At 66.3% G+C, this 21,891-nt stretch carries 24 protein-coding genes; 16 read left to right on the plus strand and 8 right to left on the minus strand.

The genetic code is table 11. The features are described 5' to 3' along the window. Nucleotides 1-27: 27 nt before the first annotated feature. The 3 genes from NNX38_RS09785 (at nt 28) to NNX38_RS09795 (ending at nt 3,791) form a co-directional block, all read left to right on the plus strand. Nucleotides 28-648 carry an L-threonylcarbamoyladenylate synthase gene (locus tag NNX38_RS09785; protein ID WP_255797810.1) on the plus strand — a complete coding sequence of 207 codons (621 nt, stop codon included), beginning with the start codon at nt 28-30 and terminating at the stop codon, nt 646-648. Nucleotides 649-760: 112 nt separating this feature from the next. Then, a complete protein-coding gene (locus tag NNX38_RS09790) occupies nt 761-3,076 on the plus strand; it encodes an alkaline phosphatase (RefSeq protein WP_255797811.1) in 2,316 nt (771 codons plus the stop codon). 154 nt (nt 3,077-3,230) lie between these two features. Next, nucleotides 3,231-3,791: an SRPBCC family protein gene (locus NNX38_RS09795; protein ID WP_255797812.1), complete on the plus strand. Its 561-nt coding sequence runs from the start codon at nt 3,231-3,233 to the stop codon at nt 3,789-3,791. Here NNX38_RS09795 and NNX38_RS09800 read toward each other — a convergent pair. The 5 genes from NNX38_RS09800 to NNX38_RS09820 all read right to left on the minus strand — a co-directional run bounded on the left by NNX38_RS09800 (nt 3,740) and on the right by NNX38_RS09820 (nt 8,472). Beyond that, nucleotides 3,740-4,471 carry a YqjF family protein gene (locus NNX38_RS09800; RefSeq protein WP_255797813.1) on the minus strand — a complete coding sequence of 244 codons (732 nt, stop codon included), beginning with the start codon at nt 4,469-4,471 and terminating at the stop codon, nt 3,740-3,742. The two genes, NNX38_RS09795 and NNX38_RS09800, sit on opposite strands and share 52 nt — an antisense overlap. A gap of 48 nt (nt 4,472-4,519) precedes the next feature. Then, the gene (locus NNX38_RS09805) at nt 4,520-5,824 is read right to left on the minus strand and encodes a sodium:proton antiporter (RefSeq protein ID WP_255797814.1); all 1,305 of its coding nucleotides are present in this window, start codon (nt 5,822-5,824) and stop codon (nt 4,520-4,522) included. Between the two features lie 65 nt (nt 5,825-5,889). Beyond that, nucleotides 5,890-7,479 carry an ABC-F family ATP-binding cassette domain-containing protein gene (locus NNX38_RS09810; RefSeq protein ID WP_255797815.1) on the minus strand — a complete coding sequence of 530 codons (1,590 nt, stop codon included), beginning with the start codon at nt 7,477-7,479 and terminating at the stop codon, nt 5,890-5,892. A gap of 106 nt (nt 7,480-7,585) precedes the next feature. Then, the gene (locus NNX38_RS09815) at nt 7,586-7,894 is read right to left on the minus strand and encodes a hypothetical protein (protein ID WP_255797816.1); all 309 of its coding nucleotides are present in this window, start codon (nt 7,892-7,894) and stop codon (nt 7,586-7,588) included. 125 nt (nt 7,895-8,019) lie between these two features. Further along, the gene (locus tag NNX38_RS09820) at nt 8,020-8,472 is read right to left on the minus strand and encodes a Fur family transcriptional regulator (RefSeq protein ID WP_255797817.1); all 453 of its coding nucleotides are present in this window, start codon (nt 8,470-8,472) and stop codon (nt 8,020-8,022) included. 160 nt (nt 8,473-8,632) lie between these two features. On the opposite strand from NNX38_RS09820, the gene NNX38_RS09825 reads away from it, so the two are divergent. The 4 genes from NNX38_RS09825 to NNX38_RS09840 all read left to right on the plus strand — a co-directional run bounded on the left by NNX38_RS09825 (nt 8,633) and on the right by NNX38_RS09840 (nt 11,141). Next, nucleotides 8,633-9,085, plus strand: a complete 453-nt coding sequence (locus tag NNX38_RS09825; RefSeq protein ID WP_255797818.1) for a maleylpyruvate isomerase family mycothiol-dependent enzyme — start codon at nt 8,633-8,635, stop codon at nt 9,083-9,085. Nucleotides 9,086-9,132: 47 nt separating this feature from the next. Next, nucleotides 9,133-9,597, plus strand: coding sequence for a GatB/YqeY domain-containing protein (locus NNX38_RS09830; RefSeq protein WP_255797819.1), 465 nt, complete (start codon nt 9,133-9,135; stop codon nt 9,595-9,597). Nucleotides 9,598-9,663: 66 nt separating this feature from the next. Then, nucleotides 9,664-10,254 carry a TetR/AcrR family transcriptional regulator gene (locus tag NNX38_RS09835; protein ID WP_255797820.1) on the plus strand — a complete coding sequence of 197 codons (591 nt, stop codon included), beginning with the start codon at nt 9,664-9,666 and terminating at the stop codon, nt 10,252-10,254. Nucleotides 10,255-10,319: 65 nt separating this feature from the next. Continuing rightward, a complete protein-coding gene (locus tag NNX38_RS09840; protein ID WP_255797821.1) occupies nt 10,320-11,141 on the plus strand; it encodes an SMP-30/gluconolactonase/LRE family protein in 822 nt (273 codons plus the stop codon). A 34-nt stretch (nt 11,142-11,175) separates the two neighbouring features. Here the strand turns inward: NNX38_RS09840 and NNX38_RS09845 are convergent, their stop codons facing one another. The 3 genes from NNX38_RS09845 to mftR form a co-directional block, all read right to left on the minus strand. After that, a complete protein-coding gene (locus NNX38_RS09845; RefSeq protein WP_255797822.1) occupies nt 11,176-12,405 on the minus strand; it encodes an acyl-CoA dehydrogenase family protein in 1,230 nt (409 codons plus the stop codon). Nucleotides 12,406-12,481: 76 nt separating this feature from the next. Further along, nucleotides 12,482-14,092: a mycofactocin system GMC family oxidoreductase MftG gene (mftG, locus tag NNX38_RS09850; RefSeq protein ID WP_255797823.1), complete on the minus strand. Its 1,611-nt coding sequence runs from the start codon at nt 14,090-14,092 to the stop codon at nt 12,482-12,484. 21 nt (nt 14,093-14,113) lie between these two features. Then, entirely contained in the window at nt 14,114-14,731 is a 618-nt protein-coding gene (gene mftR / locus NNX38_RS09855) for a mycofactocin system transcriptional regulator (protein ID WP_255797824.1), read from the minus strand. Nucleotides 14,732-14,825: 94 nt separating this feature from the next. Here mftR and mftA point away from each other — a divergent pair, with 94 nt between their 5' ends. The 9 genes from mftA to NNX38_RS16935 are packed head-to-tail and all read left to right on the plus strand — an operon-like array spanning nt 14,826 to nt 21,874. Continuing rightward, the gene (mftA, locus tag NNX38_RS09860) at nt 14,826-14,969 is read left to right on the plus strand and encodes a mycofactocin precursor MftA (protein WP_255797825.1); all 144 of its coding nucleotides are present in this window, start codon (nt 14,826-14,828) and stop codon (nt 14,967-14,969) included. A gap of 12 nt (nt 14,970-14,981) precedes the next feature. After that, the gene (gene mftB, locus NNX38_RS09865; RefSeq protein WP_255797826.1) at nt 14,982-15,257 is read left to right on the plus strand and encodes a mycofactocin biosynthesis chaperone MftB; all 276 of its coding nucleotides are present in this window, start codon (nt 14,982-14,984) and stop codon (nt 15,255-15,257) included. Next, nucleotides 15,254-16,519 carry a mycofactocin radical SAM maturase gene (gene mftC, locus NNX38_RS09870; protein ID WP_255797827.1) on the plus strand — a complete coding sequence of 422 codons (1,266 nt, stop codon included), beginning with the start codon at nt 15,254-15,256 and terminating at the stop codon, nt 16,517-16,519. The genes mftB and mftC overlap by 4 nt, the downstream gene beginning before the upstream one ends. Before the next feature lie 51 nt (nt 16,520-16,570). Next, nucleotides 16,571-17,401: a mycofactocin-coupled SDR family oxidoreductase gene (locus NNX38_RS09875; RefSeq protein WP_255797828.1), complete on the plus strand. Its 831-nt coding sequence runs from the start codon at nt 16,571-16,573 to the stop codon at nt 17,399-17,401. A 26-nt stretch (nt 17,402-17,427) separates the two neighbouring features. After that, entirely contained in the window at nt 17,428-18,240 is an 813-nt protein-coding gene (locus NNX38_RS09880; protein ID WP_255797829.1) for a mycofactocin-coupled SDR family oxidoreductase, read from the plus strand. A 22-nt stretch (nt 18,241-18,262) separates the two neighbouring features. Beyond that, nucleotides 18,263-19,075 (plus strand): mycofactocin-coupled SDR family oxidoreductase, encoded by an 813-nt coding sequence (locus tag NNX38_RS09885; RefSeq protein ID WP_255797830.1) that lies wholly within the window; start codon nt 18,263-18,265, stop codon nt 19,073-19,075. A gap of 37 nt (nt 19,076-19,112) precedes the next feature. Further along, nucleotides 19,113-19,952 carry a mycofactocin-coupled SDR family oxidoreductase gene (locus NNX38_RS09890; protein ID WP_255797831.1) on the plus strand — a complete coding sequence of 280 codons (840 nt, stop codon included), beginning with the start codon at nt 19,113-19,115 and terminating at the stop codon, nt 19,950-19,952. Nucleotides 19,953-19,972: 20 nt separating this feature from the next. Further along, a complete protein-coding gene (locus NNX38_RS09895) occupies nt 19,973-20,884 on the plus strand; it encodes a MoxR family ATPase (protein WP_255797832.1) in 912 nt (303 codons plus the stop codon). Nucleotides 20,885-20,908: 24 nt separating this feature from the next. Continuing rightward, nucleotides 20,909-21,874 carry a VWA domain-containing protein gene (locus NNX38_RS16935; RefSeq protein ID WP_255797833.1) on the plus strand — a complete coding sequence of 322 codons (966 nt, stop codon included), beginning with the start codon at nt 20,909-20,911 and terminating at the stop codon, nt 21,872-21,874. The last annotated feature ends 17 nt before the right edge of the window (nt 21,875-21,891 follow it).

The raw sequence follows: 21,891 nt of genomic DNA on the forward strand, positions 1-21,891 counted from the left end.
AGCGGCCGCCACCGGTAGGCTGTGGAGATGGCCAGATACTTTGACGTACACCCGGAAAACCCGCAGCCCAGGGCCATCGGCCAGATAGTGAACCTGCTCGAATCCGGCGGATTGATCGCCTACCCCACCGACTCCTGCTATGCGCTGGGAGTGCAGCTGGGCAACCGGGAGGGACTGGAACGCATCCGGCAGATCCGTCAGCTGGACGAGAAGCACCACTTCACCCTGGTCTGCCGCAACTTCGCGCAGCTGGGCCAGTTCGTGCAGCTGGACAACTCGGTGTTCCGCAGCATCAAGGCCGCCACCCCCGGAAGCTACACCTTCATCCTGCCGGCGGTGAAGGAAGTGCCCAAGTGGCTGCTCCAGCCCAAGAAGCGGACAGTCGGCGTGCGGATCCCGGACAACACGGTGGTGCAGTCGATCCTGGACGGCCTCGGCGAACCGCTGCTCTCCAGCACACTGCTGCTGCCCGGCGACGAGGATCCCATGACCCAGGGCTGGGAAATCAAGGAGCGTCTGGACCACCAGGTGGATGCCGTCATCGATTCCGGGTTCTGCGGCCCCGAGCCCACAACAGTCATCGATTTCTCCGGCGACTCGCCGGAAATCGTGCGGCGCGGAACCGGAGATCCGACGCCCTTCGAGTAACCCCTGCGGCCCGGAACCTTTATCGGTTCCTGCGGTTGACTCTCCCTTGGCATGCACGAAGTCTGGCACGCGTCAGGGGGAACCATCGCTAGGCACTCGCAGGGGAAACCACATGAAGAAGACGGCTAAAACACTATCAACGGCGATATTGGGTATCTGCGTCCTGGCGGGATGCGGCGTAGGTACCGGGCTTCCGGGCATAGGCGGCGGGAGCGGCCATCCCACCGGCTCCCCCGGACCCACCAAGACTTCCACAGCCACTCCCACCGCAACTTCCACACCCACCTCGTCCCCTACCGGAACACCCACACCAACGAAGACCCCGACCCCCTCACCGACAGACGACGGCGGCGGGCACGGGAACGACGACGCCGTCAACGTGATCCTGATGGTCGGCGACGGGATGGGGACGGCTCAACGCGACGCCATCCGGCTGGCCTCGGTAGGCCTGAGCGGGGAACTGGCCATGGATTCGCTGCCCGCGGTGGGCCGGGTCCACACCAACTCCGCGGATCCCGGCACCTTCATCACCGACTCGGCCGCTGCGGCCACGTCCATGGCCACCGGGGTGAAAACCTACAACGGCGCCATCGGTGTGGATCTGGAGCAGCAGCCCGTGACCTCGGCGCTGGAAATCGCCGAACGGCTCGGAAAGTCCTCCGGACTGGTTACGACCGCCCAGGTTACGGATGCAACCCCCGCCGCTTTCGGCTCGCATGTACTGGACCGGGATGAGCAGAGCGCCATCGCTGCCCAGTTCCTGCGCAGTTCCCACCCGGAAGTGATCCTGGGCGGCGGCGAGGACTACTGGTACCCGGCGGGCAATCCGGGCAGGTACCCCGACAATCCCGCAGAGGACGAATCCGAGGAAAGTGCCGGCACCGAGGGCAACCTGGTGGAAGAGGCCCAAGACCTGGGGTATGAATACGTCTGGGATCTGCCCGGCCTGCAGGCGGCAGATAGCGACATGCTCCTGGGACTCTTCGCCAACGAGGAGATGTTCCAGTACGGGGACGACGTCGAAGAGGCTTATGAGCCCACGGTTCCGCTGACCGAAATGACCCGGAAAGCCATTGACGTCCTGAACAACAACCAGGATGACAACGGCTTCTTCCTCATGGTGGAGGAAGAAGGCATCGACGCCATGAGCCATGTCAATAACGGGGCGTTGACCATCGAGTCCGGCATTCAGTTCGACAACTCCGTCGCCCTGGCCAAGGAGTTCGCCGAGCAGGACGGCAATACCCTGCTGATCACGGTGGGCGACCACCAGACCGGCGGTATGACCATCGAACCGCTGGGGGATGCTTCCAACCCGGACAGCCCGGTGCAGGAAGGTCCGTTCGACGTCGCTGGTTCCGACCAGCAGTTCCAGATCGATTGGACTACCGGCGGCCATACGGGCGACGACGTACCCCTGACCGCGATGGGACCCGGCGCAGAAATGCTGACGGGCGTCTACGAGAACACCAACATCTTCGATGTCATGGTTTCGGTGATGCGCTCCGGCACGGAACGGGACTTTGACCTCCAGGCGCACCGCGGCGGACGCGGAGAAGTAACCGAAGAATCCCTGGCAGCCTTCGCACACGCATTGGAACTGGGCGTCACCACCCTGGAACTGGACACGCACCTGACCGAGGACGGCCGGGTGATCGTCTGGCACGACGACATCATCCTGACCACAAAATGCGCTGATACGGCCCCTGCCACTTCCGGGGATCCGGAATTCCCCTACGTGGGCGACCGCGTAGCGGAATTGAGCCTTTTGCAGCTCCAGACCCTGAACTGCGGCTACCAGCAGCTGCCGGGTTACCCGGAGCAGGATGTCGCGGAGGGCAACCGGATTGCTGAGCTGAGCGATGTCTACCGCCTCGCCCGCGAGTACGGTGCACGCAAAATCCACTTCAATGTCGAAACCAAGGTTGAGGAGGGCCAGGCCGGCGGGCCGGGCAGTGTGGCCCTGACCGAGGCGGTGGTGGACGTGGTCCGGGATGCGAACCGGGAACGCCGCACCACCATCCAGTCCTTTGACTGGTCCACCCTGAACCTGCTCGAGCGGATCGCCCCGGAATTGACGCGGGTGGCATTGGCCAGCACGCCAAAAGACCTCGGCGTAGGCCAGCCGGGCGCAGCGCCGCAGCTGGGCGGAATCGATATAGATGACTTCGGCGGGTCCGTGGCCCGTGCCGCCCATGCCCAGGGTTACGACGTGCTGTCCCCCATCTACACCACCGTCACAGCGGAGATGATCGCCGAGGCACACGAACTCGGCCTGCCGGTCATTCCCTGGACCGTCAATGAGCTGGCAGACATGCACCGGCTCATTGACCTGGGTGTCGACGGACTCATCACCGACTACCCCACCCGGCTGCGCGCGGTAATGGAGGAGCGGGGCTTCGACCTGCCCCGGGCCTACCGCCCCTGAGTTCCTTCAAGGACTCGGGCAGCAAAGAACGGCCAAACACCGGACACCGTGCCGGGACCGAAGCATCGGTCCCGGCACGGTGCTGTCCAAGTACGGTGCTGTCCAAGTACGGTGCCGTTTCGGCAGGACAGATTCCGGATGGCATGCTGAACTAATGCCCGGTCTCTACATCCTCCCCTCCAGCTGGCTGCTCAATGCGACCCCCGAGACGGTGTGGGAGACCGTGGCCAGCCCGGAAATGAGCTGGCCGCGCTGGTGGCCCGGCTGCACGCTCCAGGACCTCGCCACCGACCCGGGGGCCGATACCGCAGACCCAACGTCACAACTGCTGGCCACTACCGTCCGTCTGCGCTTCCGTGCCGCTCTGGGCTACGACCTGTCCATCACCATCCAACCCACCGCCGCGGTCCGGCCACGGATCATAGAGTTCGACGCCGGCGGAGACCTGGCGGGCACCGGCAGGATCCGCCTGTTCCCCGTGGCGGCAGCCACCACCGGGAACGCCCCCGGTGGTGCGGCGCAGACCCGGATGGACATCGACTGGCGGGTACGGCCCACCCGGCGCTGGATGCGCCTGCTCACCCCCGTGGCACGGCCGGCCTTCACTGCCGCCCACTCGCTGCTGATGCGGCAGGGCGAACGCGGCCTGCGCCGGGAGCTGGCTCAGGCCACCCGTCGCGGACTGCCGAACAAGGTCCGCACCCCGGGCGAGTAATGCACCGTGTCCGGCGGCCCCTCGACGGGAAGTCCGGCCGCAGGCACCAGTTCATCGTGAAAGTGCGTCAGCCGTGCCGGATGCAGCGGCCACGGCCGGTGCGAGATGGGAATGAACGCTGTCCGGCCGGCGAAAGCCGCGTGCAGTCCGAAGCGTGCCGTGAGCAGGACGGACAGCTCATCATCAGCCTGCCGGGCATAGTCCGGCACCGCCGCGAAAGACGAGCGGGCCTGCCTCCCGAACCGCTCGACGTCGTACCCCACCCCCCACCCCGAACGGGTGGGACGGCAGCGGGACCAGACGTAGGGGATGCGCAGCGAACGGGCGGCCAGCACCGGGGCGAGCCTCGAGGCATCCAGGCTCAGGAACAGCACGCCCCGGCTGCCGTCCCTGCCGCGCGAATACAGGCGGACATTAACCTCGGTGAAGGATCCGAAAAACGGCACGGGGACCCTGCCGAGCTCGGTCTGCGACGCCCGGAAACCGATGAGCCCCACCCAGGTGGAACCGTGGAAGACATCCGGTTCGACGCCGGGCGGCATGTACGGGGCGGCAGCAGACGCGGGAATGCGCCAGTGGAGGAAAACCGTGCCGGCCCAGGTCTGGGCCATCAGTATCGGCGGCGTCACCCTTGGTCCCGCGGGCCAGGGATCCTCCGTGCCGTGGACGGGGGTACCCATGGCGCCAAGGTAACAGCGCGCCGGCCGGGCGGAAAGGGCAGGCTCGGGCTAGACCGCCGTATCCGGCCGTTCTTCGCCGAAGCGTTCCACGGCCGTCTTGCGGCGGATGCGGTCCAGCCGGTTGATCACCGGTGCTGCCGTGATCCCGTGCAGCACGATGGATGAGGCCACCACCAGGCCAAGCAGGCCCCACAGCTGCTCAGCGTCGTCGAAGTTCCCCTTGCCCAACGCGTAACCGAGGTAATAGAGGGAGCCGATGCCGCGGACTCCGAAGAAGGCGATAGCCATCCGCTCGCGGGGGCCGGGCCGGCCGCCCAGCAGACCCACCCATCCGGCGAGGGGCCGGACCAAGAGCAGGAATGCGGCGGCCACCGCCACCTCGCGCCAGCCGACGCCCGACAGCAGTCCGCGGGCAATGGCACCGCCGAGCAGCAGCAGCAGGACCACGGTCAGCAGCCGCTCCAGCTGCTCCACGTAGCTGTGCAGCACCCGGTGGTAGCCGTGGGTGCGTTCAGCGGCCCGGATGGTGACGGCACAGACGAAGACGGCAACAAAACCGTAGCCGTCCAGCATCTCGGTGATGCCGTAGGCCAGGAACGTGGCCGCCAGGGCCACAAAGCCTTCGGAGTGGTTGGAAAGGCGGATGCTTTCCAGCCGCGCGGAGAAGAAGAGGCGGCTCAGGACCTTGCCGGTGACGAGGCCGAGGAGGACGCCCATGCCGATCCGCCAGAAAACGTCCACGGCGATCCAGTGCGGGAACCAGTCCGACGGCGCCGTCCCCACCAGGCTCATGCCGATGGCCAGGTAGACAAACGGGAAGGCCAGGCCGTCATTCAGCCCGGCTTCGGAAGTCAGGCCGAACCGGACCTCGTCCTCGGCTTCGTGCTCCGAGTCCTCTTCCTCGTCGTCGGCCGGTTCGCCCACCTGCACTTCGGAAGCCAGGACCGGATCGGTCGGGGCCAGCGCCGCGGCCAGCAGGACGGCCGCTGCCAGGCCCAGTCCGAGGATCCACAGGTTCAGCAGGGTCAGGCCCAGCAGGCTCAGCGGCATGGCAATGCCCAGCATCCGCCAGGTGGTGGACCACCGCCGCCAGCCGACCGGCCGGTCCAGTGCCAGTCCCGCGCCCATCAGGGAAATGATCACGCACACCTCGGTCAGGTGCGTGGTGAATTCTCCATAGCGCACCGGGTCCGGGTCCGGCAGGTCCTTCAGGAGGCTGAACGTCAGGATGCCCGCACCAAGGAACACCATGGGCATGGAAACCGGAACGTTGCGCAGCACCTTGGGCAGCACGGCTGCAAGGAAAACTGCTAGGCCGGCTGCAAGGAAGACAAGGCTGGGTCCGTCAAACACCCCCCGACATTACCTTCGGCATCGGGCGCCCCGACAGGTGCCGCGCCGAACCGGCGTCGGCTCCCCTAGGCTTCGCGGATGGTGACCTGCCCGGGCTCCGCTCCCTCGGCACCGAAGACGAGCCAGCGGGTGGCGATTTTTTCGGTGAAGAACCGGTCGTGGCTGACCACTATGACGGCGCCGGGGAAATGCAGCAGGGCGCGTTCCATGACCTGCGTGCTGGACATGTCCAGGTGGTTGGTGGGTTCGTCCAGCAGCAGGACGGGAGCGCCCGAAAGCAGGCACTGGGCCATGGCGACGCGGGCGCGCTGCCCGCCGGAAAGGTTGCCGATCTTCTGTACCAGGTCCGCTTCGGAGAACTGGAACATCGTCAGGAAGCGGTTGACGGACTTTTTCGTGGCGCTGAAGGCGAGGGATCCCGGCAGCGAGTTCACCGCGTGGGTGACGGTGTCGGCGTCGTCGAGTTCCGCCAGCATCTTGTTGTAGGACACCATGGCCGGCCCCTTCGGCCAGGTGACGTCGCCGGCGTCGGGCTGTTCTTCGCCCGTGAGCACGCGCAGCAGCGTGGTCTTGCCGCTGCCGTTGGTTCCGGTGACGGCGATGCGGTCCCCCTTGTTCACCTCGAAGCTCAGGTCCTCGAAGAGCACCTTTTCCCCGTACGACTTGGACACACCGCGGACGCGGCCGAGTACGTCCTTGACGTGCAGGCCGTCGTAGATGCCGGTGATGATTTCATCCACGGGCCGGGGCGCGCGGGATTTCTTGATGCGGGCCAGCTGGGTGCTGAGCCGCCCGCCGGCTTTGGCCGCCTCGCGGCGGTCCGCAATGCCTTCGGCTTCAAAGGCCAGCAGTTCCGCCTCGTGGACGAACTGGGCCTGGAGGTTCTTCAAGCGGAACTGCTTCTGCACCACATACTCGGCGAAGTTCCCCGGGTATTCGTGCAGGTGGAAGTTCTCCACCTCGATGATGCGGGTTACGACGGCGTCGAGGAACTTCCGGTCGTGGGAGACGATGATGGCCGCTCCCCGGAAGTCGCGGAACCAGCCCTCAAGCCATTCGACGCCGGCCACGTCCAGGTAGTTGGTGGGTTCGTCGAGCAGCAGCACATCGGGCTGCTCCAGCAGGATCTTCGCCAGTGCCGCACGGTTCCGCCAGCCGCCGGACAGGGCGTCGATGGGGCAGATCCGGTGCGCGGCGGTGAAGCCGAGGGTGGTGAGCACGCTGTCAATGCGGCGCGGATAGTCCCAGCCATCGAGCCGGTCCATGGTTTCGAACAGTTCCGACTGGCGGCGGATGAGCCGGTCCATTTCCTTGCCGGAGGGATCTGCAGCAATAGCTTCATCGATGCCCGCCAGCTCAGCCTCGACGTCCTTGATTTCCGTGAAGACGGAGTCCAGGACCTCGGCAATGCTCGCCTGGCCGTCCAGTTCGGAGAACTGGGAGAAGTAGCCGATCTTCACGCCCGGTTCCACGGTCACGGTACCGGAGTCGGGCTGCACCTGGTCCAGGACCAGCTTCAGGATGGTGGATTTGCCGGAGCCGTTCCGGCCGATCAGGCCGATCCGGTCCTTGGGTTCGAGCCGCAGGAACGCTTCACGCAGCACCTGCTTGTTCTCGAAGGAAGTATTGACGTCCTGCAGCCGGATCAGGCTCATGGTGTCCTCTCAAAGGGGTTGGTTTCCTCGCCCCGCGGGACAACGACCATTCATCCTATCCGCTGCTGCCGGCCGCAGCGGCGGGAGGCCGGCCTGCCGGCCCGGACTAGCCGCGCAGGGTGTAGCTGCCCTGGGGGCGGCGGTTGAGGTGTGTGGAGGTGTCCACGTAGCTGCCCAGGTTGCGGGGGCGGGTGAGCGCCCGGCGGCCGGTGGAGACGTAGGTCCCCTCGGCACGCGGGGTGCCCAGCGGGCAGTCGTAGCGGCTGGTGTAGGTGCCCACTCGACGGGGCTGGGTTGCCGAAGCGGCATGTTCGGCAGAAGCCGTGGGAGCCGGGGTGCTTTCGGCGGCGGCTGTGCGGGGGGCGGCGGTTTCGGTGGTGGCCGCGGCGGTGTTTCGGTTGAGCAAGGTAGTCATGGGTGTCTCCTCAGTTGACGCTTGGGGTGAGACTCGGGCCGCGGCGGCAGGTTTTTGGGCAGCGTTCAGCCCGGGATGTGTCGCCGTTGATTGGTGCCCGCCGTAGGTATGGGCGGTGGTGCGCGTTAGCGGGCGGAGGAATCCGCCTGCTTGGCGCAGGTGCTGCAGATGCCGCTGAAGGTTACTTCGGCAGCCAGTACGGTAAAGCCGGAGTCGTCCGACGGGGTCAGGCAGGGTGCCTGGCCAATGACGCAGTCGACGTCCTTGATGGCTCCGCAGCGGATGCAGACCAGGTGGTGGTGGTTATCCCCCACCCGCGACTCGTACAGTGCCGGCGAACCGGCGGGCTCCACCCGCCTGGCCAGTCCGGCCTCGGTAAAGGCGGACAGGATGCCGTAGACGGCCTGCGCGGAAATGCCCGGCAGTTCCGCTCGGACGGAAGCCAGGACCTTGTCGGCGCTGGAATGCGGTTCCCGCTGCAGTGCTCCCAGCACTGCAGCGCGCTGTGACGTGGCTTTCAGCCCCGCTGACCGGATGTTTCCGGCCAGGGTTTCTGCTGTTTCCGCCGCGTTCTGCATACCTAAAACACTAACAGTTGTTTTGATTGCCTCAAGACAACTATGGCCCTTTTGCGCTGTGATTCCGGACGCTGTGACCGCCGCCGCAAGAAGGCGTTGACGCTGGCGAAATGCTTTAGTTTCCTTGGGTACCGAGTGCTTATCAACCAAAGGAGCCGGCTTGCGGAAGTCCACGGCGGCAGTCTGGGAGGCCGTACACGCTGAGCGGCGGCGTCTCGCTGCGGACCTCTCCCCGCTGCGGGCCGAACAGTGGGAGGTGCCCTCGCTCTGTCCCGGGTGGAGCGTCCATGATGTCCTGGCCCATCTCGTTGACACGGCACGCACCGGCAGGGTTGGCTTCGTACGCGGAATGCTCGGCGCACGCCTGAATTTCGACCGCCTGCCCCTCGGCCTCGTCGGAAGCTATCCGGAACCCGCGGTTGTCCAGGCCCTTGCCTACCAGGTCCGGACCCCGGTTGCGTTCGGCGGAGGACGCGAGCGGGCTGCGGGCCTGCGGTTGGTCGACCGGCGCACCGGGACGGCGTGGGGCGCCGGCACCGAGATCGAAGCCGATGCCCTGGACCTGCTGCTCACCGTGTCCGGGCGCCCCGTGGAGCTCGACCCGCCCGGATAGGGGACGATGGAAAGGAAAGTAGTACATCACCGTAAGGACGAGGGACCATGGGCACTTTGAAAGAGCAGCTGCAGGCGGACATGAAGACGCACATGAAGTCGGGCAACCGTGTGGCCCTGACCACCGTGCGCAACGTACTGGGCGAAATCACTACCCGGGAGAAGTCGGGGAAGACGCCGGTGGAGCTCGACGACGTCCAGATCGTGTCCCTGCTGCAGAAGGAAGCAGCCAAGCGCCGCGATACCGCCGGGATCTACACGGCGGCCGGTGAGACCGAGCGTGCTGCCGCCGAGGCGGCCGAGGCGGAAATCATCGAAGCCTACCTGCCCGCTCCCCTGACCCGGGCCGACGTGGAAGCCATTGTGGATGAAGCAATCGCGGATCTGCGTGCCGGCGGGGAAGAGCCGTCGATGCGGCAGATGGGACAGGTCATGAAGCCCGTCACCGCGAAGGTGGCCGGACGGTTTGACGGCAAGACCGTGAGCGAGATCGTCCGTTCCCGACTCGCCTAGCGGCAGCCGGTCCCACTGCTACTCTGGTTGCTGAACGCTCATTCCGCTGATCATCCGGAGGTACAGGTGCCCGCAACAGGTACGGGCCAGCGCCTGCTGGATTCCGCCACGGAGGCCTTCGCGGCGAAGGGTTTCCACGGCACCACCACCCGCGACATCGCCACGGCCGCCGGGGTCACCCCCGGCGCCGTCTATGTCCACCACCGTTCCAAGGAAGAGCTGCTCTACAGCATTTCCCGCCTCGGACACGAGCGCACCCTGGAACTGGTCCGTTCCGGTGCCGCTTCAAGCAGCGATCCGGTGCAGCAGATCTCGACCATGGTGCGCGACTTCGTCCAGTGGCAGGCAGCCAACCGCACCAAGTCCAGCGTGGTGAACTTCGAGCTTGCCGCCCTCACGGAGGACCACCGGGCCGAGGTGCTGAAGATCCGCCGGTCCGTGGACGCGGAGTTCCGGACCGTCGTCGACCGCGGACGGCAGGAAGGCCTGTTCGATATCGAGGACACCGGCCTTGCCGTCCTGGCCCTGCTCTCCCTCTGCGTGGACGTGGCGCGTTGGTACCGCAGCGACGGACGGCAGACCGCGGCCGGCATCGGGGAACACCACAGCCGGTTGGCGCTGCGGATGCTGGGCGCCGCCGTACCCGCGGAGCCCTAGCCCTGTTATCCGCCTCGGGGTGCCCGGCATACTGGAAGCCCGAACCTCAACAAGCGAGGTGCAGCATGGCTGAACCGACAACGCTGGTCTCCGGGATCGGCATGGGTGAATCCGCCCGCTGGCACGCCGACGAACTTTGGTTCGCGGACTGGACGGCGGGGACCATCTCCGCACTGAGCCCGGACGGGGACGTGCGGCGGGTGACGGCGGTGCCGTCCTTCCCCATCAGCTTTGACTGGCTGCCGGACGGGCGGATGGCCGTGGTCTCCGGGACGGACCGAACCGTCTTCCTGGAAATTCCCAATGCAGGACTGGTCCCGCACGCGGATTTGAGCGGACTGTCGGACCACCCCTGGAACGAGATTGCCGTGCACCCTTCCGGCAACATCTATGTGAACGGCTTGGGCTACGACTATTCGGCCGACCCGCAGAGCAGCGGGATCGTCGCGCTCATCCGGCCGGACGGCTCAGTGGTGCAGGTGGCTGACGGCCTGGCATTCCCCAACGGCATGCTGGTCTCCGACGACGGCGCCAGCCTCGTGGTCGCCGAGTCCCACGCCGGCCGCCTGACGTCCTTCGCTATTGCCGACGACGGCGCCCTCACGCCTGCCGGGGAATGGGCAGCGGTCTCGGGCAGCGCCCCCGACGGCATCTGCTGGGACGGCACCGGAGGCATCTGGTTCGCCGAAGTGCCCGGCGAACGCTGCGTCCGGGTCCGGGAGGGCGGGACCGTGCTGGAAACGGTGCAGCTGGACCAGGGCTGCTTCTCCTGCGCCATCGGAGGCAACGACGGCGGACTGCTGTTTATGCTGACCGCCCAGTGGCCGGCGGTGATGGATCCGGCCACCCCCGGCACCGGGCAGGTCCTGGGCCTGCGGGTCCGCTGACGCCGCTGACCCGAGAAGCAGCCGCCGAGCCGCCTTAAGCGAACGCGGACAGCCCGGTAATGTGCCGGCCCAGGATCAGTGACTGCATGGAATCGGTGCCCTCATAGGTGAACACCACCTCCATATCGGTCAGGTGCCGGGCCACATGGTTCTCCAGGAGCAGGCCGTTGCCGCCCATGATGTCGCGGGCCTCCGAGCAGACCCAGCGGCCCTGCCGGGCGGCGAACATCTTGGCCATGGATGCCATGGGGCCGGTCATCTTTCCCTGGTCGCCAAGCTCGTTGAGGCGGAAACAGGTCAGCTTGATCGCGGTGACCTGGGCAAGCATGTTCGCAAGCTTGTTCTGCACCAGCTGGAACCCGGCAAGGGGCTGACCGAACTGCACCCGGTCCTTGGCATACGCCACGGCAATCTCGTAGGCGGCCACGGCGTGCCCCAGCGCTTCCCACGCGACTCCCCCGCGGGTGGCCGCCAGCACCTTGTTGACGTCCTTGAACGAGTTGCAGTTTGCCAGGCGGTTTTCCGCGGGAATGCGGAGGTCCTCAATGACGATGTCCGGCTGCAGCACGGCCCGCTTGCCGATCTTGCCGGTGATTACGGTCGCCTGGTAGCCGGCGGGGTGGTTGCCGTCGGCATCCTTTTCCATCACGAACGCCTTGACTGCACCGTCAGCTTCGTCGCGGGCATAAATGATCACGATGTCGGCAAAGCTGGCGTTGCCGATCCACCGCTTGTTGCCGTTCAGAATGTAGGAATCGCCCTCCCGGCGGGCGGTGGTTTCCAGCGACACCGAATCGGACCCGTGGGTGGGCTCGGTCAGGGCAAACGCGCCGATCTTCTCGAACCTGGCCATGGCGGGCAGCCAGCGCTGCTTCTGTTCCTCGCTGCCAAGCATGTCGATGCTGCCCATCGCCAGGCCGGAGTGCACGCCGAAGAACGTGTTGATGGAACCGTCGCCCCGGGCAAGCTCGGCCGCGGCGGTGGAGGCGGCCAGCCGGCTCATCCCCGGGCAGCCGTGCCCCTTGATGGTGCCGCCGGCGATGTTCAGCGCGGCCAGCTTGGGCACGAGCTCGTACGGGACCTCTGCCCGCTCCCAGTAGTCGTTGATGACCGGCAGCAGATCGTTGTCAACGAACGCCCGGACCCGGTCCCGCACGTCGCGGGCCTCGTCGTCCAGCAGTTCGTCGAGAAGGTAAAGGTCAGCGTCGACGTCGCCCACTGCGGTGGGGTCGAAGGCTGGGCGCGCGGTCTGCGTGACGGTCATGGGGGCTCCTGACGGAAGGGCTAACTAATCGTTCATTTAGTATGGCGCGGATCACATTAGCGGTCAATGACGGTTTTTACCGGGTGGTGGGTTGGCCCGGTGCGCGGTCCGGGCGGCCGGATGCGCCGGTGCGCAGATGGCCGGCTACCAGTTCGCCGATCAGGACAGCTGTGGCAGCCGGTCCGCGCCGCGGTGCCGTAGGCAGGATCGAGGTATCCGCCACCCGGAGTCCGTGGATACCGTGGACGCGGCCGAAAGAGTCAACAACGGAATCCGGATCGTGCCGCGGTCCCATTCTGGCCGTTCCGCTCATGTGCAGGGCCGTACCCAGGTTTGACTCCATCCACTCATCAAGGAGGTGGTCATGAGCCAAGGCGGCCGGCAATGGTTCCGTGATCCGGGCGACCAGTGGCCGGAACGCGCGGGTCGAAAGGAGGGCTACGGCTGTCCGTACCGCGTAACGCATCCGCTGCCGGTCGGATTCCACGGCCAGGTAGTTGTACTCGAGCCGCGGCTGGACGTCCGGATTGGCGGACAAAATTGTGAGCCGGCCTCTGGCATGTTCCTCCTGGAGGGCAACCAGGAACTCCAGGTCCTCGCGGTGACCCGCCCGGCCCACCCGCGAGGTGCCGGCTGACAGCAGATAACTCATCGGCTTCAACATGGGCAGAATTTCCAGGTCACCCGCACCGCTCGCCTGCTGCCCGCCGGCATTGAAATTCAGGGAGCTTTCCATGATGCGCGGAACCGTGGTGTCCACCACGCCCCGCCGAGGGTTCCACCGGACCGCGACTTCCGGATGGTCGGTGAAACCTGCTCCCACGCCGGGTCTGTCGGCTGTGACAGGGATGCCTTGGGCCCGCAGGGCCGCTGCCGGCCCGATGCCCGAGAGCAGCAGCAGGTGCGCCGACTGGATGGCACCGGCGCAGAGCACTATCTCGTTGCCCCGGATTACCGATACTTTCCCCTCTGACTGCACCTCGACGCCCACTGCACGGGCGCCCTCGAAGAGGACCCGGCGGACTCTGGTCTGCCCCAGAATGGTCAGGTTCGCGGGGACACCCCGGGACACCAGATAGGTGAGCGCCGTATTGCATCGGAGGCCTCCTGCCACGTTCATGGGTACCGGCCCGACGCCGGGCTCACCGTCGGCGTTCTTATCCGGTTCCTCGGGGAACCCTAGTTCCCGGGCGGCCTGATGGAAGGCACGGGTGATGCTGTGGGACTGCGGCGGCCGCTGCACCGGCACCGGGCCCGCCGACCCGTGTCCCGGCACGGCCCCGAAGTCCTGGTCCGCTTCGAGTGCCGAATACAGCCTCGTCGCCTCGGCAAAGGACCACGCCGGTCCTCCCACTCGGGCCCACTGGTCAAAATCCTCCTTGGGTGCACGGACAAAATAGCCCCCGTTCAGCGCCGTCGATCCTCCGAGGATCCTGCCCCGGGCAATCGAATACGGCCTGCCGGGAGTGAGCTCACCCAGGAAGGACCAGTTGTTGGGATGCCCGGGCATTGCGCCTTGCACAGTGCCCGCGTCCAGAAGTTCGGAAGGGTATCCGGCGCGGTCTTCCGGAGCCGGACCTGCCTCAATCAGCGCCACCCGGCGGTCCGGATCCTCAGCCACACGGGCAGCGAGGGGTGCTCCGCTGCCTCCGCCACCCACCACAATCACGTCGTAGTGCTCCGGCATGTCCACCCCCATCCGCACCGGTTATTCTTCGGTCTGCCCCTCCAGAACATCCGGAAACAGCTTCAAAGACTCCTGCAGGATCCCGGTAAGTTCCGTGTCCGTTGTTTCCAGCCACTGCTCGTACGCAGCCAGGCACAAGCCCAGCAGCGCCCAGGCGATCGCCTGTGGCTTGAGGCTGCTCTCCGGCAGATCCAGCCGCTTGCCTGCAAACCTGGCCACCACCTGCCGCCAGGCAGCGTACCTCAGTGTGGAGTGTGCCAGCAGCGTAGGAACGCCCAGCAGGAGTTCCATCCGCTGCCGGTGATACGGAACCTCCTCGGGCGGCAGCCGGTTGAACTCAATGACCGCGTTGCAGAGTGCGCTGGCCAGCGGCACGGTTTCCGGCAGCGAATCCAGGTACCCGTCCATCCGGGCCAGGAGCTCCTCGAAGTCTCCCCACGGCAAATCGTTCTTCGACGGAAAGTACCGGAAAAAGGTCCGCCTGCCTATCCCCGCTGCGGCAGCGATCTCATCCACGGTGACCTGGTCAAAACCCTTCCGGTCAAAGAGGACCAGCGCCGTATGGCTGAGCTCTGCCTTGGAAGTGACCGGTTTCCTGCCGGCTCGTTCCGATTTCCCCAACGCCGCTGCAGTTGCCACGAAATTACCTCTTCCCAATGGCACTCGGTGCCGTTACTCTCGCCGGCACACAGAGTATCGCCGCCGAAGCCGGATTCTGCCAGAAGGAGCACCAATGCGAGCTGCACAAGACCCGATTGCAACCCCGCTCACCGGTTCCGTCCCCGAAGGACCCTTACGCACCGGCGCGGAACCGGAAGCCACGGAGGACCTGCTGCTGGAGGAAGTCTCCATCGACGGTATGTGCGGCGTTTACTAGGACCGGCGCGGAATGCAGACGTTTGATCTCAACCTCCCCTGGCGGCTGCACCCCCAGGTCTCGGTCCGTCCGGAACCTTTCGGCGCGCTGCTGTACCACTTCGGCACCCGCCGGCTGTCCTTTCTCAAGGACACGACCCTCCTGGCAATCGTGCAGCAGCTGCGTACCGAGCCGAGTGCCGGCGCGGCCTGTGCATCCGCCGGCGTCGACCTCGCGGACCTGCCCCGCTACCAGCGGGCCCTGGGCGCACTGGCCTCCTCAAATATGGTGATCGAGAGGACGCCATGACGGTGCTCTCCACTCCCCGGCCGGGGACCCTGGTCGATCTGTTCGAGACCGGCCTCGACGCTCCGATCTGCCTCACCTGGGAACTGACCTACGCCTGCAACCTCTCCTGCGTCCACTGTCTCTCCAGCTCCGGCCGGCGGGATCCCCGGGAACTGACCACGCTGGAGTGCAAGGCAGTGATCGACGAACTCGAAAGAATGCAGGTGTTCTATGTGAACATCGGCGGCGGGGAGCCCACGGTCCGCCCGGACTTCTGGGAGCTCGTCGACTACGCCACCGCCCACCACGTGGGCGTGAAGTTCTCCACCAACGGCGTGAAGATCACTCCCGACGTGGCAGCCCGGCTCGCGGCGAGCGATTACGTCGACGTGCAGATTTCCCTTGACGGGGCCACCGCGGACGTCAATGACGCCGTCCGCGGTCCCGGTTCGTTCGACACCGCGCTGCGCGCCATGCAGAACATGGCCGACGCAGGGTTCACCGGTTTCAAGATCTCCGTGGTCTGTACCCGGCAGAACATTCCCCAGCTGGACCGGTTCAAGGCCATTGCGGACAAGTACCAGGCCCAGCTGCGCCTGACCCGGCTGCGGCCCTCCGGCCGCGGCGCCGATGTTTGGGACGACCTGCACCCTACAGCCGCGCAGCAGCGGGAGCTCTACGACTGGCTGGTGGAACACGGCGAGGACGTGCTCACCGGCGATTCCTTCTTCCACCTGTCCGCGTACGGCGGATCCCTGCCGGGGCTGAATATGTGCGGTGCCGGCCGGGTGGTCTGCCTGATCGATCCGGTGGGCGACGTTTACGCCTGTCCCTTTGCCATCCACGACGAGTTCCTGGCCGGCAGCATCCGCAATCCCGGCGGGTTCTCCGAGGTATGGCGGCACTCGGAGCTTTTTACCCGGCTGCGTTCCCCGCAGACCGGCGGGGCCTGCTCCGGCTGCCCGTTCTTCGACACCTGCCGCGGCGGGTGCATGGCGGCCAAGTTCTTCACGGGGCTGCCGCTGGACGGACCGGACCCGGAGTGCGTCCGGGGACTGGGCGAGGCAGCCCTCGAGGCGCGGGCCGGGGAAGCCCTGCCCCGCCCCGACGGAGACCATTCCCACCGCACCTCTCCCCCGCGTCCTCGGACCGGGCCCGTGCCGGTCACCATCTCCCGGCGCCGGCCCGATGCCGCGCCGGTCAGTGCCTGTGCTGAAGATCCGCTCGCGGGCTTCAACCCTGCACCTGTTCCATCCGGCTGCGGCGGGAGCTGCGGCACCTAAGGTCCGGGCCGCAGCCGGCGGCCCGTCAAAAAAAGAAAGAAGGTACACGCAATGGGGCGTGTTGAAGGCAAAGTCGCATTCATTACCGGAGCCGCCCGCGGGCAAGGACGCAGCCACGCGCTGCGGCTGGCGCAGGAAGGGGCGGACATCATCGCCGTCGACCTCTGCGGCCAGGTGGGCACCGTCCACTATCCCATGGCTACTCCTGAGGATCTGGCGCAGACCGTCAAGGATGTGGAGGCGCTGGACCGCCGCATCGTGGCGCTCGAAGCCGACGTCAGGGATTACGGCGCGCTCAAGGCCGCGGTCGACGACGGCGTGGCCCAGTTGGGGCGACTGGACATCGTCAGTGCCAACGCAGGGATTGCGGGATTCGGTGCCGTCGATGAGCTGACTGATGAGGAATGGGGGGACATGCTGGACATCAACCTGACCGGTGTCTGGCACACGGCCAAGGCCGCCATCCCCCATCTGCGCGCCGGCGGGAACGGCGGATCCATCATCCTGACCAGCTCCACCGCCGGATTGATGGGCATCGCAAACCTTGCGCACTACGTGTCTGCGAAGCACGGTGTCGTCGGGTTGATGCGCGCCCTGGCGCTCGAGCTCGCGCCGGACATGATCCGGGTCAATTCCGTGCACCCCACAAGCGTGGATACGGACATGATCCACAACAGTGCCACCTACAACCTCTTCGCACCCGATCTGGACAATCCGACGCGCGAGCAGATCGGGGAACGGTTCCAAGCCTTGAATGTGCTGCCCATCAAGTGGGTGGACGCGGTGGACATTTCCAACGCCGTCCTGTTCCTCGCTTCCGATGAGGCCCGGTACATCACGGGCGTGACCCTTCCCATCGACGCCGGATCAACCGCGAAATAACCCTTTCGAGAATCAGGAGGCATGCCATGGGGCGTGTAGAAGGAAAAGTCGCTTTTATTACCGGAGCTGCCCGGGGGCAGGGCCGCAGCCATGCAGTCCGGCTGGCACAGGAGGGCGCGGACATCATCGCCGTGGACCTCTGCGACACCCTGCCGGGGGTCGGCTACCCGTCCGCCACGGAGGAAGATCTGGCCCAGACCGTCAAGGAAGTTGAGGCACTCGACCGGCGCATCATCGCCACCAAAGCCGACGTCCGGGACCGAGGCGCCCTGCAGAAAGCCATCGACACCGGCGTCGCGGAGCTCGGCCGGCTGGACATCGTGGTGGCCAACGCCGGCATCTGCATCATGAAGCCGTGGAACGAGGTCACCCCGGAGATCTGGAACGACACCGTGGGCACCAACCTGACCGGGGTGTGGAACACGGTACAGCTCGCGGCCCCGCATCTGGTGGAAGCGGGCGGCGGCTCCATCATTCTCACCAGCTCCGCCGCGGGGCTGAAGGGACTGCCGTTCCTGACCCCCTATGTCGCAGCCAAGCACGGCGTGGTGGGAATTATGCGTGCTTTCGCCACGGAACTGGCCGAGCACAACATCCGGGTCAACACGGTGCATCCCACCGGTGTCGATACGGCGATGGCTTCCGGTGACGGGATGGCGGCCATGGGCTCAATGCTGGAAGCCCACCCCCGGATCGGCGGCATGATGACCAACCTGCTGCCGGTGGACATTACGCAGCCGGTGGACATATCCAACGCCGTGCTTTTCCTTGCCTCGGATGAGGCACGTTACGTCACCTCGCTCGCGATGGCCGTCGACGCCGGCAACACCCAGTACTAAAACCAATCGAAGGGAGCACGCAATGGGGCGTGTCGAAGGAAAAGTAGCGTTCATCACCGGTGCCGCCCGCGGTCAGGGCCGGAGCCACGCCATCCGGCTGGCACAGGAGGGCGCGGACATCATCGCGGTCGATCTCTGCGACTCCGTCCCGGGTGTGAATTACCCGGCCGCCACGGAAGAGGACCTGGCGCAGACGGTCAAGGAGGTGGAGGCCCTGGACCGGCGGATCGTCGCCGCGAAAGCCGACGTCCGGGACCGGGCCGCCATGCAGCGGGTGCTCGACGCCGGCGTGGCCGAGCTGGGCAGACTGGACATCGTTGTCGCGAACGCCGGAATCATGATCATGAAGCCCTGGGATGAAACCACCCCGGACATGTGGGAGGAAACCGTCGGCATCAATCTCACCGGGGTCTGGAACACCGTCCAGCTGGCGGCCCCGCATCTGGTCGAGTCCGGCGGCGGCTCCATCATTCTCACCAGCTCCGCCGCCGGGCTGAAGGGACTGCCGTTCCTGGCCCCCTATGTGGCCGCCAAGCACGGCGTGGTGGGACTGATGCGGGCCTTTGCCACGGAGCTGGCCGAACACCATATCCGGGTCAATTCCATCCATCCCACCGGGGTGATGACCACCATGATCAGCGGCGAGGACATGCAGTCCTTTCCCGTCTGGCTGGAGGAGCACGCCCGGCTGGCCGGCATGTCAACCAACCTGCTGGACGTCCAGGCCGTACAGCCGGCGGATATTTCCAATGCGGTGCTGTTCCTCGCCTCCGACGAGGCCCGCTACGTGACATCCCTGGCCATGACCGTGGATGCAGGGGTTACCCAGTACTAAACCGACCGGCAACACACTCCCAGAAAAGGAAAGCACCATGGGAAACCTAGAAGGAAAAGTAGCGTTTATCACCGGTGCGGCCCGCGGCCAGGGACGGGCACACGCGCTGCGTCTGGCCCGGGAGGGGGCGGACATCATCGCCGTCGATCTCTGCGGGCCGGTGGACACCGTGACGGACTTCTATCCCCCGGCAACCCCGGAGGATCTCAAGGAAACAACGCAGCAGGTCGAAGCCCTGGACCGGCGCATTGTTGCGGTGGAGGCCGACGTCCGCGACATTGAGGCGCTCACTGCGGCCGTGAACGAGGGGGTGGCGCAGCTGGGCAGGCTGGACATCGTGGTGGCCAACGCCGGGATCTTCACCTTCGGTTCTGCCACGCACAAGGTTGACGAGCAGTCCTGGCAGGACCTGATGGACATCAATGTCACCGGTGTCTGGCATACCTATAAGGCGGCCGCCGAGCACCTGATCGCGTCCGGCCCCGGCGGCTCAGTGGTCATCATTTCCTCGCTGGCCGGGTTCAAGGGGCTGGCAAACGTCGCGGCGTACACCACCACCAAGCATGCAGTTGTGGGCCTGATGAAGGTGCTTGCCAACGAGCTCGGCCCGTTCGGGATCCGGGTCAACACCATCCATCCGAACTCCGTGGACACCCCGATGGTGAAGAACCGGAAGACCTATCAGTTGTTCCGGCCCGAACTGGACGATCCGCAGGCCGAGGACGCCGAAGCGGCGTTCGCGGGCACCAATCCCATGGGCAAGGCGTGGATCGAGCCCGAGCATGTGTCCAACGCCGTGGCATGGCTGGCCTCCGACCAGTCCTACTACGTTTCCGGCGGCCAGATCCCGGTCGACGCCGGCGGCGCCGTTCACTGACCGGCCGGGAAAGGAACCCTGTGCAGACCACGGATATCGGGGCCACCCGGGACCGCATCGCCGCGCACCTCGTCGGCCGTGAGCGTGAGCTGGAACTTACGCTCGCGGCCGTCGCCGCCGGCCGCGACATTGTCCTGGAGGGCCCTCCGGGCACCAGCAAAACCACCATGCTCAAGGCCATCACTGCCGAATGGGGCATTCCGCTGCTCTTCGTCGAGGGGAACGCGGATCTGACCCCGTCCAAACTCGTAGGACACCACAACCCGGCACGGGTACTGCGCGAGGACTACAGTGCGGACAACTTCGTTGCCGGTCCCCTGGTGGAAGCCATGCAGACCGGCGGATTCCTTTACATCGAAGAATTCAACCGGGCTCCGGAGGACACGCTCAACACGCTGCTGGCTGCCATGGCGGACCGTTCCATCACGGTCCCCCGTGTCGGCAACATACCGGCCCTGGACACATTCCGGGTGATCGCGTCCATGAATCCCTACGACAACCAAGGCACCACCCGGCTTTCCACTTCCGTGCATGACCGTTTGAACCGGCTCGCCGTCGGCTATCAGGACGACGACGCCGAGCGCGGCATCGTGGCACTGCGCACCAGCGCGCCGGGGGTACTCGGAGAAGCCCTCATCGCCGACGCCGTGGCACTGACGCGCGCCACCCGGAACCATCCGGATATCCGCCAAGGCTCCAGCGTCCGCGGCGCCATTGACTGCGTGCTGGTGTCCGGCCAGCTCGCCGGACTCCGCAGGATCTCGGATCCGGGTGGCGCCGGCTACCGCGAGTTGGTCTATGACGCGATGGCGGTTTCCCTCTCGGGACGGATCCACCTGGACGAAGCGGCCGAGACGACTCCTGAACGGGTGCTGCGGGAGATCTGGGAAGACCACTTCATCCTTAATCCTGCCGCGGCGGCACCGGGTTGAAGAGAGGTTTCCGCCGATTCACCGGTGTCGCGACGCACCGGACGCAGGCCGGACCGGCGCCCGCCGCTGCGCCGCGTCCCGAAACAGCTGACCGAGGATCCCTCCGTGTTTGAGCCGGTGCCCGGCGGTGGGCCGGGCGCGGTGATCCAGCCCGCCGGGGCACGCCGCCGCAGTCGGGGCGGCGCGGCCCCTCCCGGGGTGTCCCGCCCGGGATTCACCGATGATGTCGCTGCATCGGCCGCTGCCGAGGTAACCCCGGTGCCTGTGGACCCGGCGGTCCGCGCACGGGTGCGGCATATCGCCGCCCTGCTGTCCGTGCCCCGACCGCGGGCGGACGCGGTGCCGCGCCGCGGCAGCGGATCGCTCGCCAGTCTGCCCTACCGGGGCGGCAGCGATGACATCGATCTGGACCGGACACTGGAAGTGCTGGCCGAACGGCCGGTCCCCGAAGATGAAGACATCGTGGTCCGGGACCGGGTGCGCACCCGCCGGTCCGTGGTGCTCGCGGTGGACGTTTCGGGGTCGATGAAGGGCGAACGCCTGCAGACGGCCGCCGCCACTGTGGGGGCGTTGGCCGCCGAACTGCACCGCGACGCGCTGGCAGTTATTGCCTTCTGGTCCGATGCCGCCCTGCTGCTGCCGCTGGGCTCCGAGCTGAAGCCGATGGAGCTGTTGGACACGCTGCTGCGCATCCCGGCCCGGGGGCTCACCAACATCAGCTTTCCGCTGGAGCTCGCCCACCGTGAACTGCTGCGGATCCCGGTGAGGGACGCAAGGGTGCTGCTGCTCTCGGACTGCGTCCACAACGCCGGCCCGGATCCCCGGATTGCCGCTGCACGCCTGCCTCGGCTGGACGTCCTGATCGACACCAGTGCCGAAACCGACGTCGAACTGGGCCGTGAGCTCGCCCGGGAAGGACGCGGTACCGCCCGAACCATCCATACCTACCGGGACGTTGCACCTGCCGTAAGCGCAGTGTTCGCCACCTGAAGATCCAGTCTCAACCA

This window comes from Arthrobacter sp. zg-Y238, assembly GCF_024385525.1.
In the GTDB taxonomy this organism is placed as follows: domain Bacteria; phylum Actinomycetota; class Actinomycetes; order Actinomycetales; family Micrococcaceae; genus Arthrobacter_B; species Arthrobacter_B jinronghuae.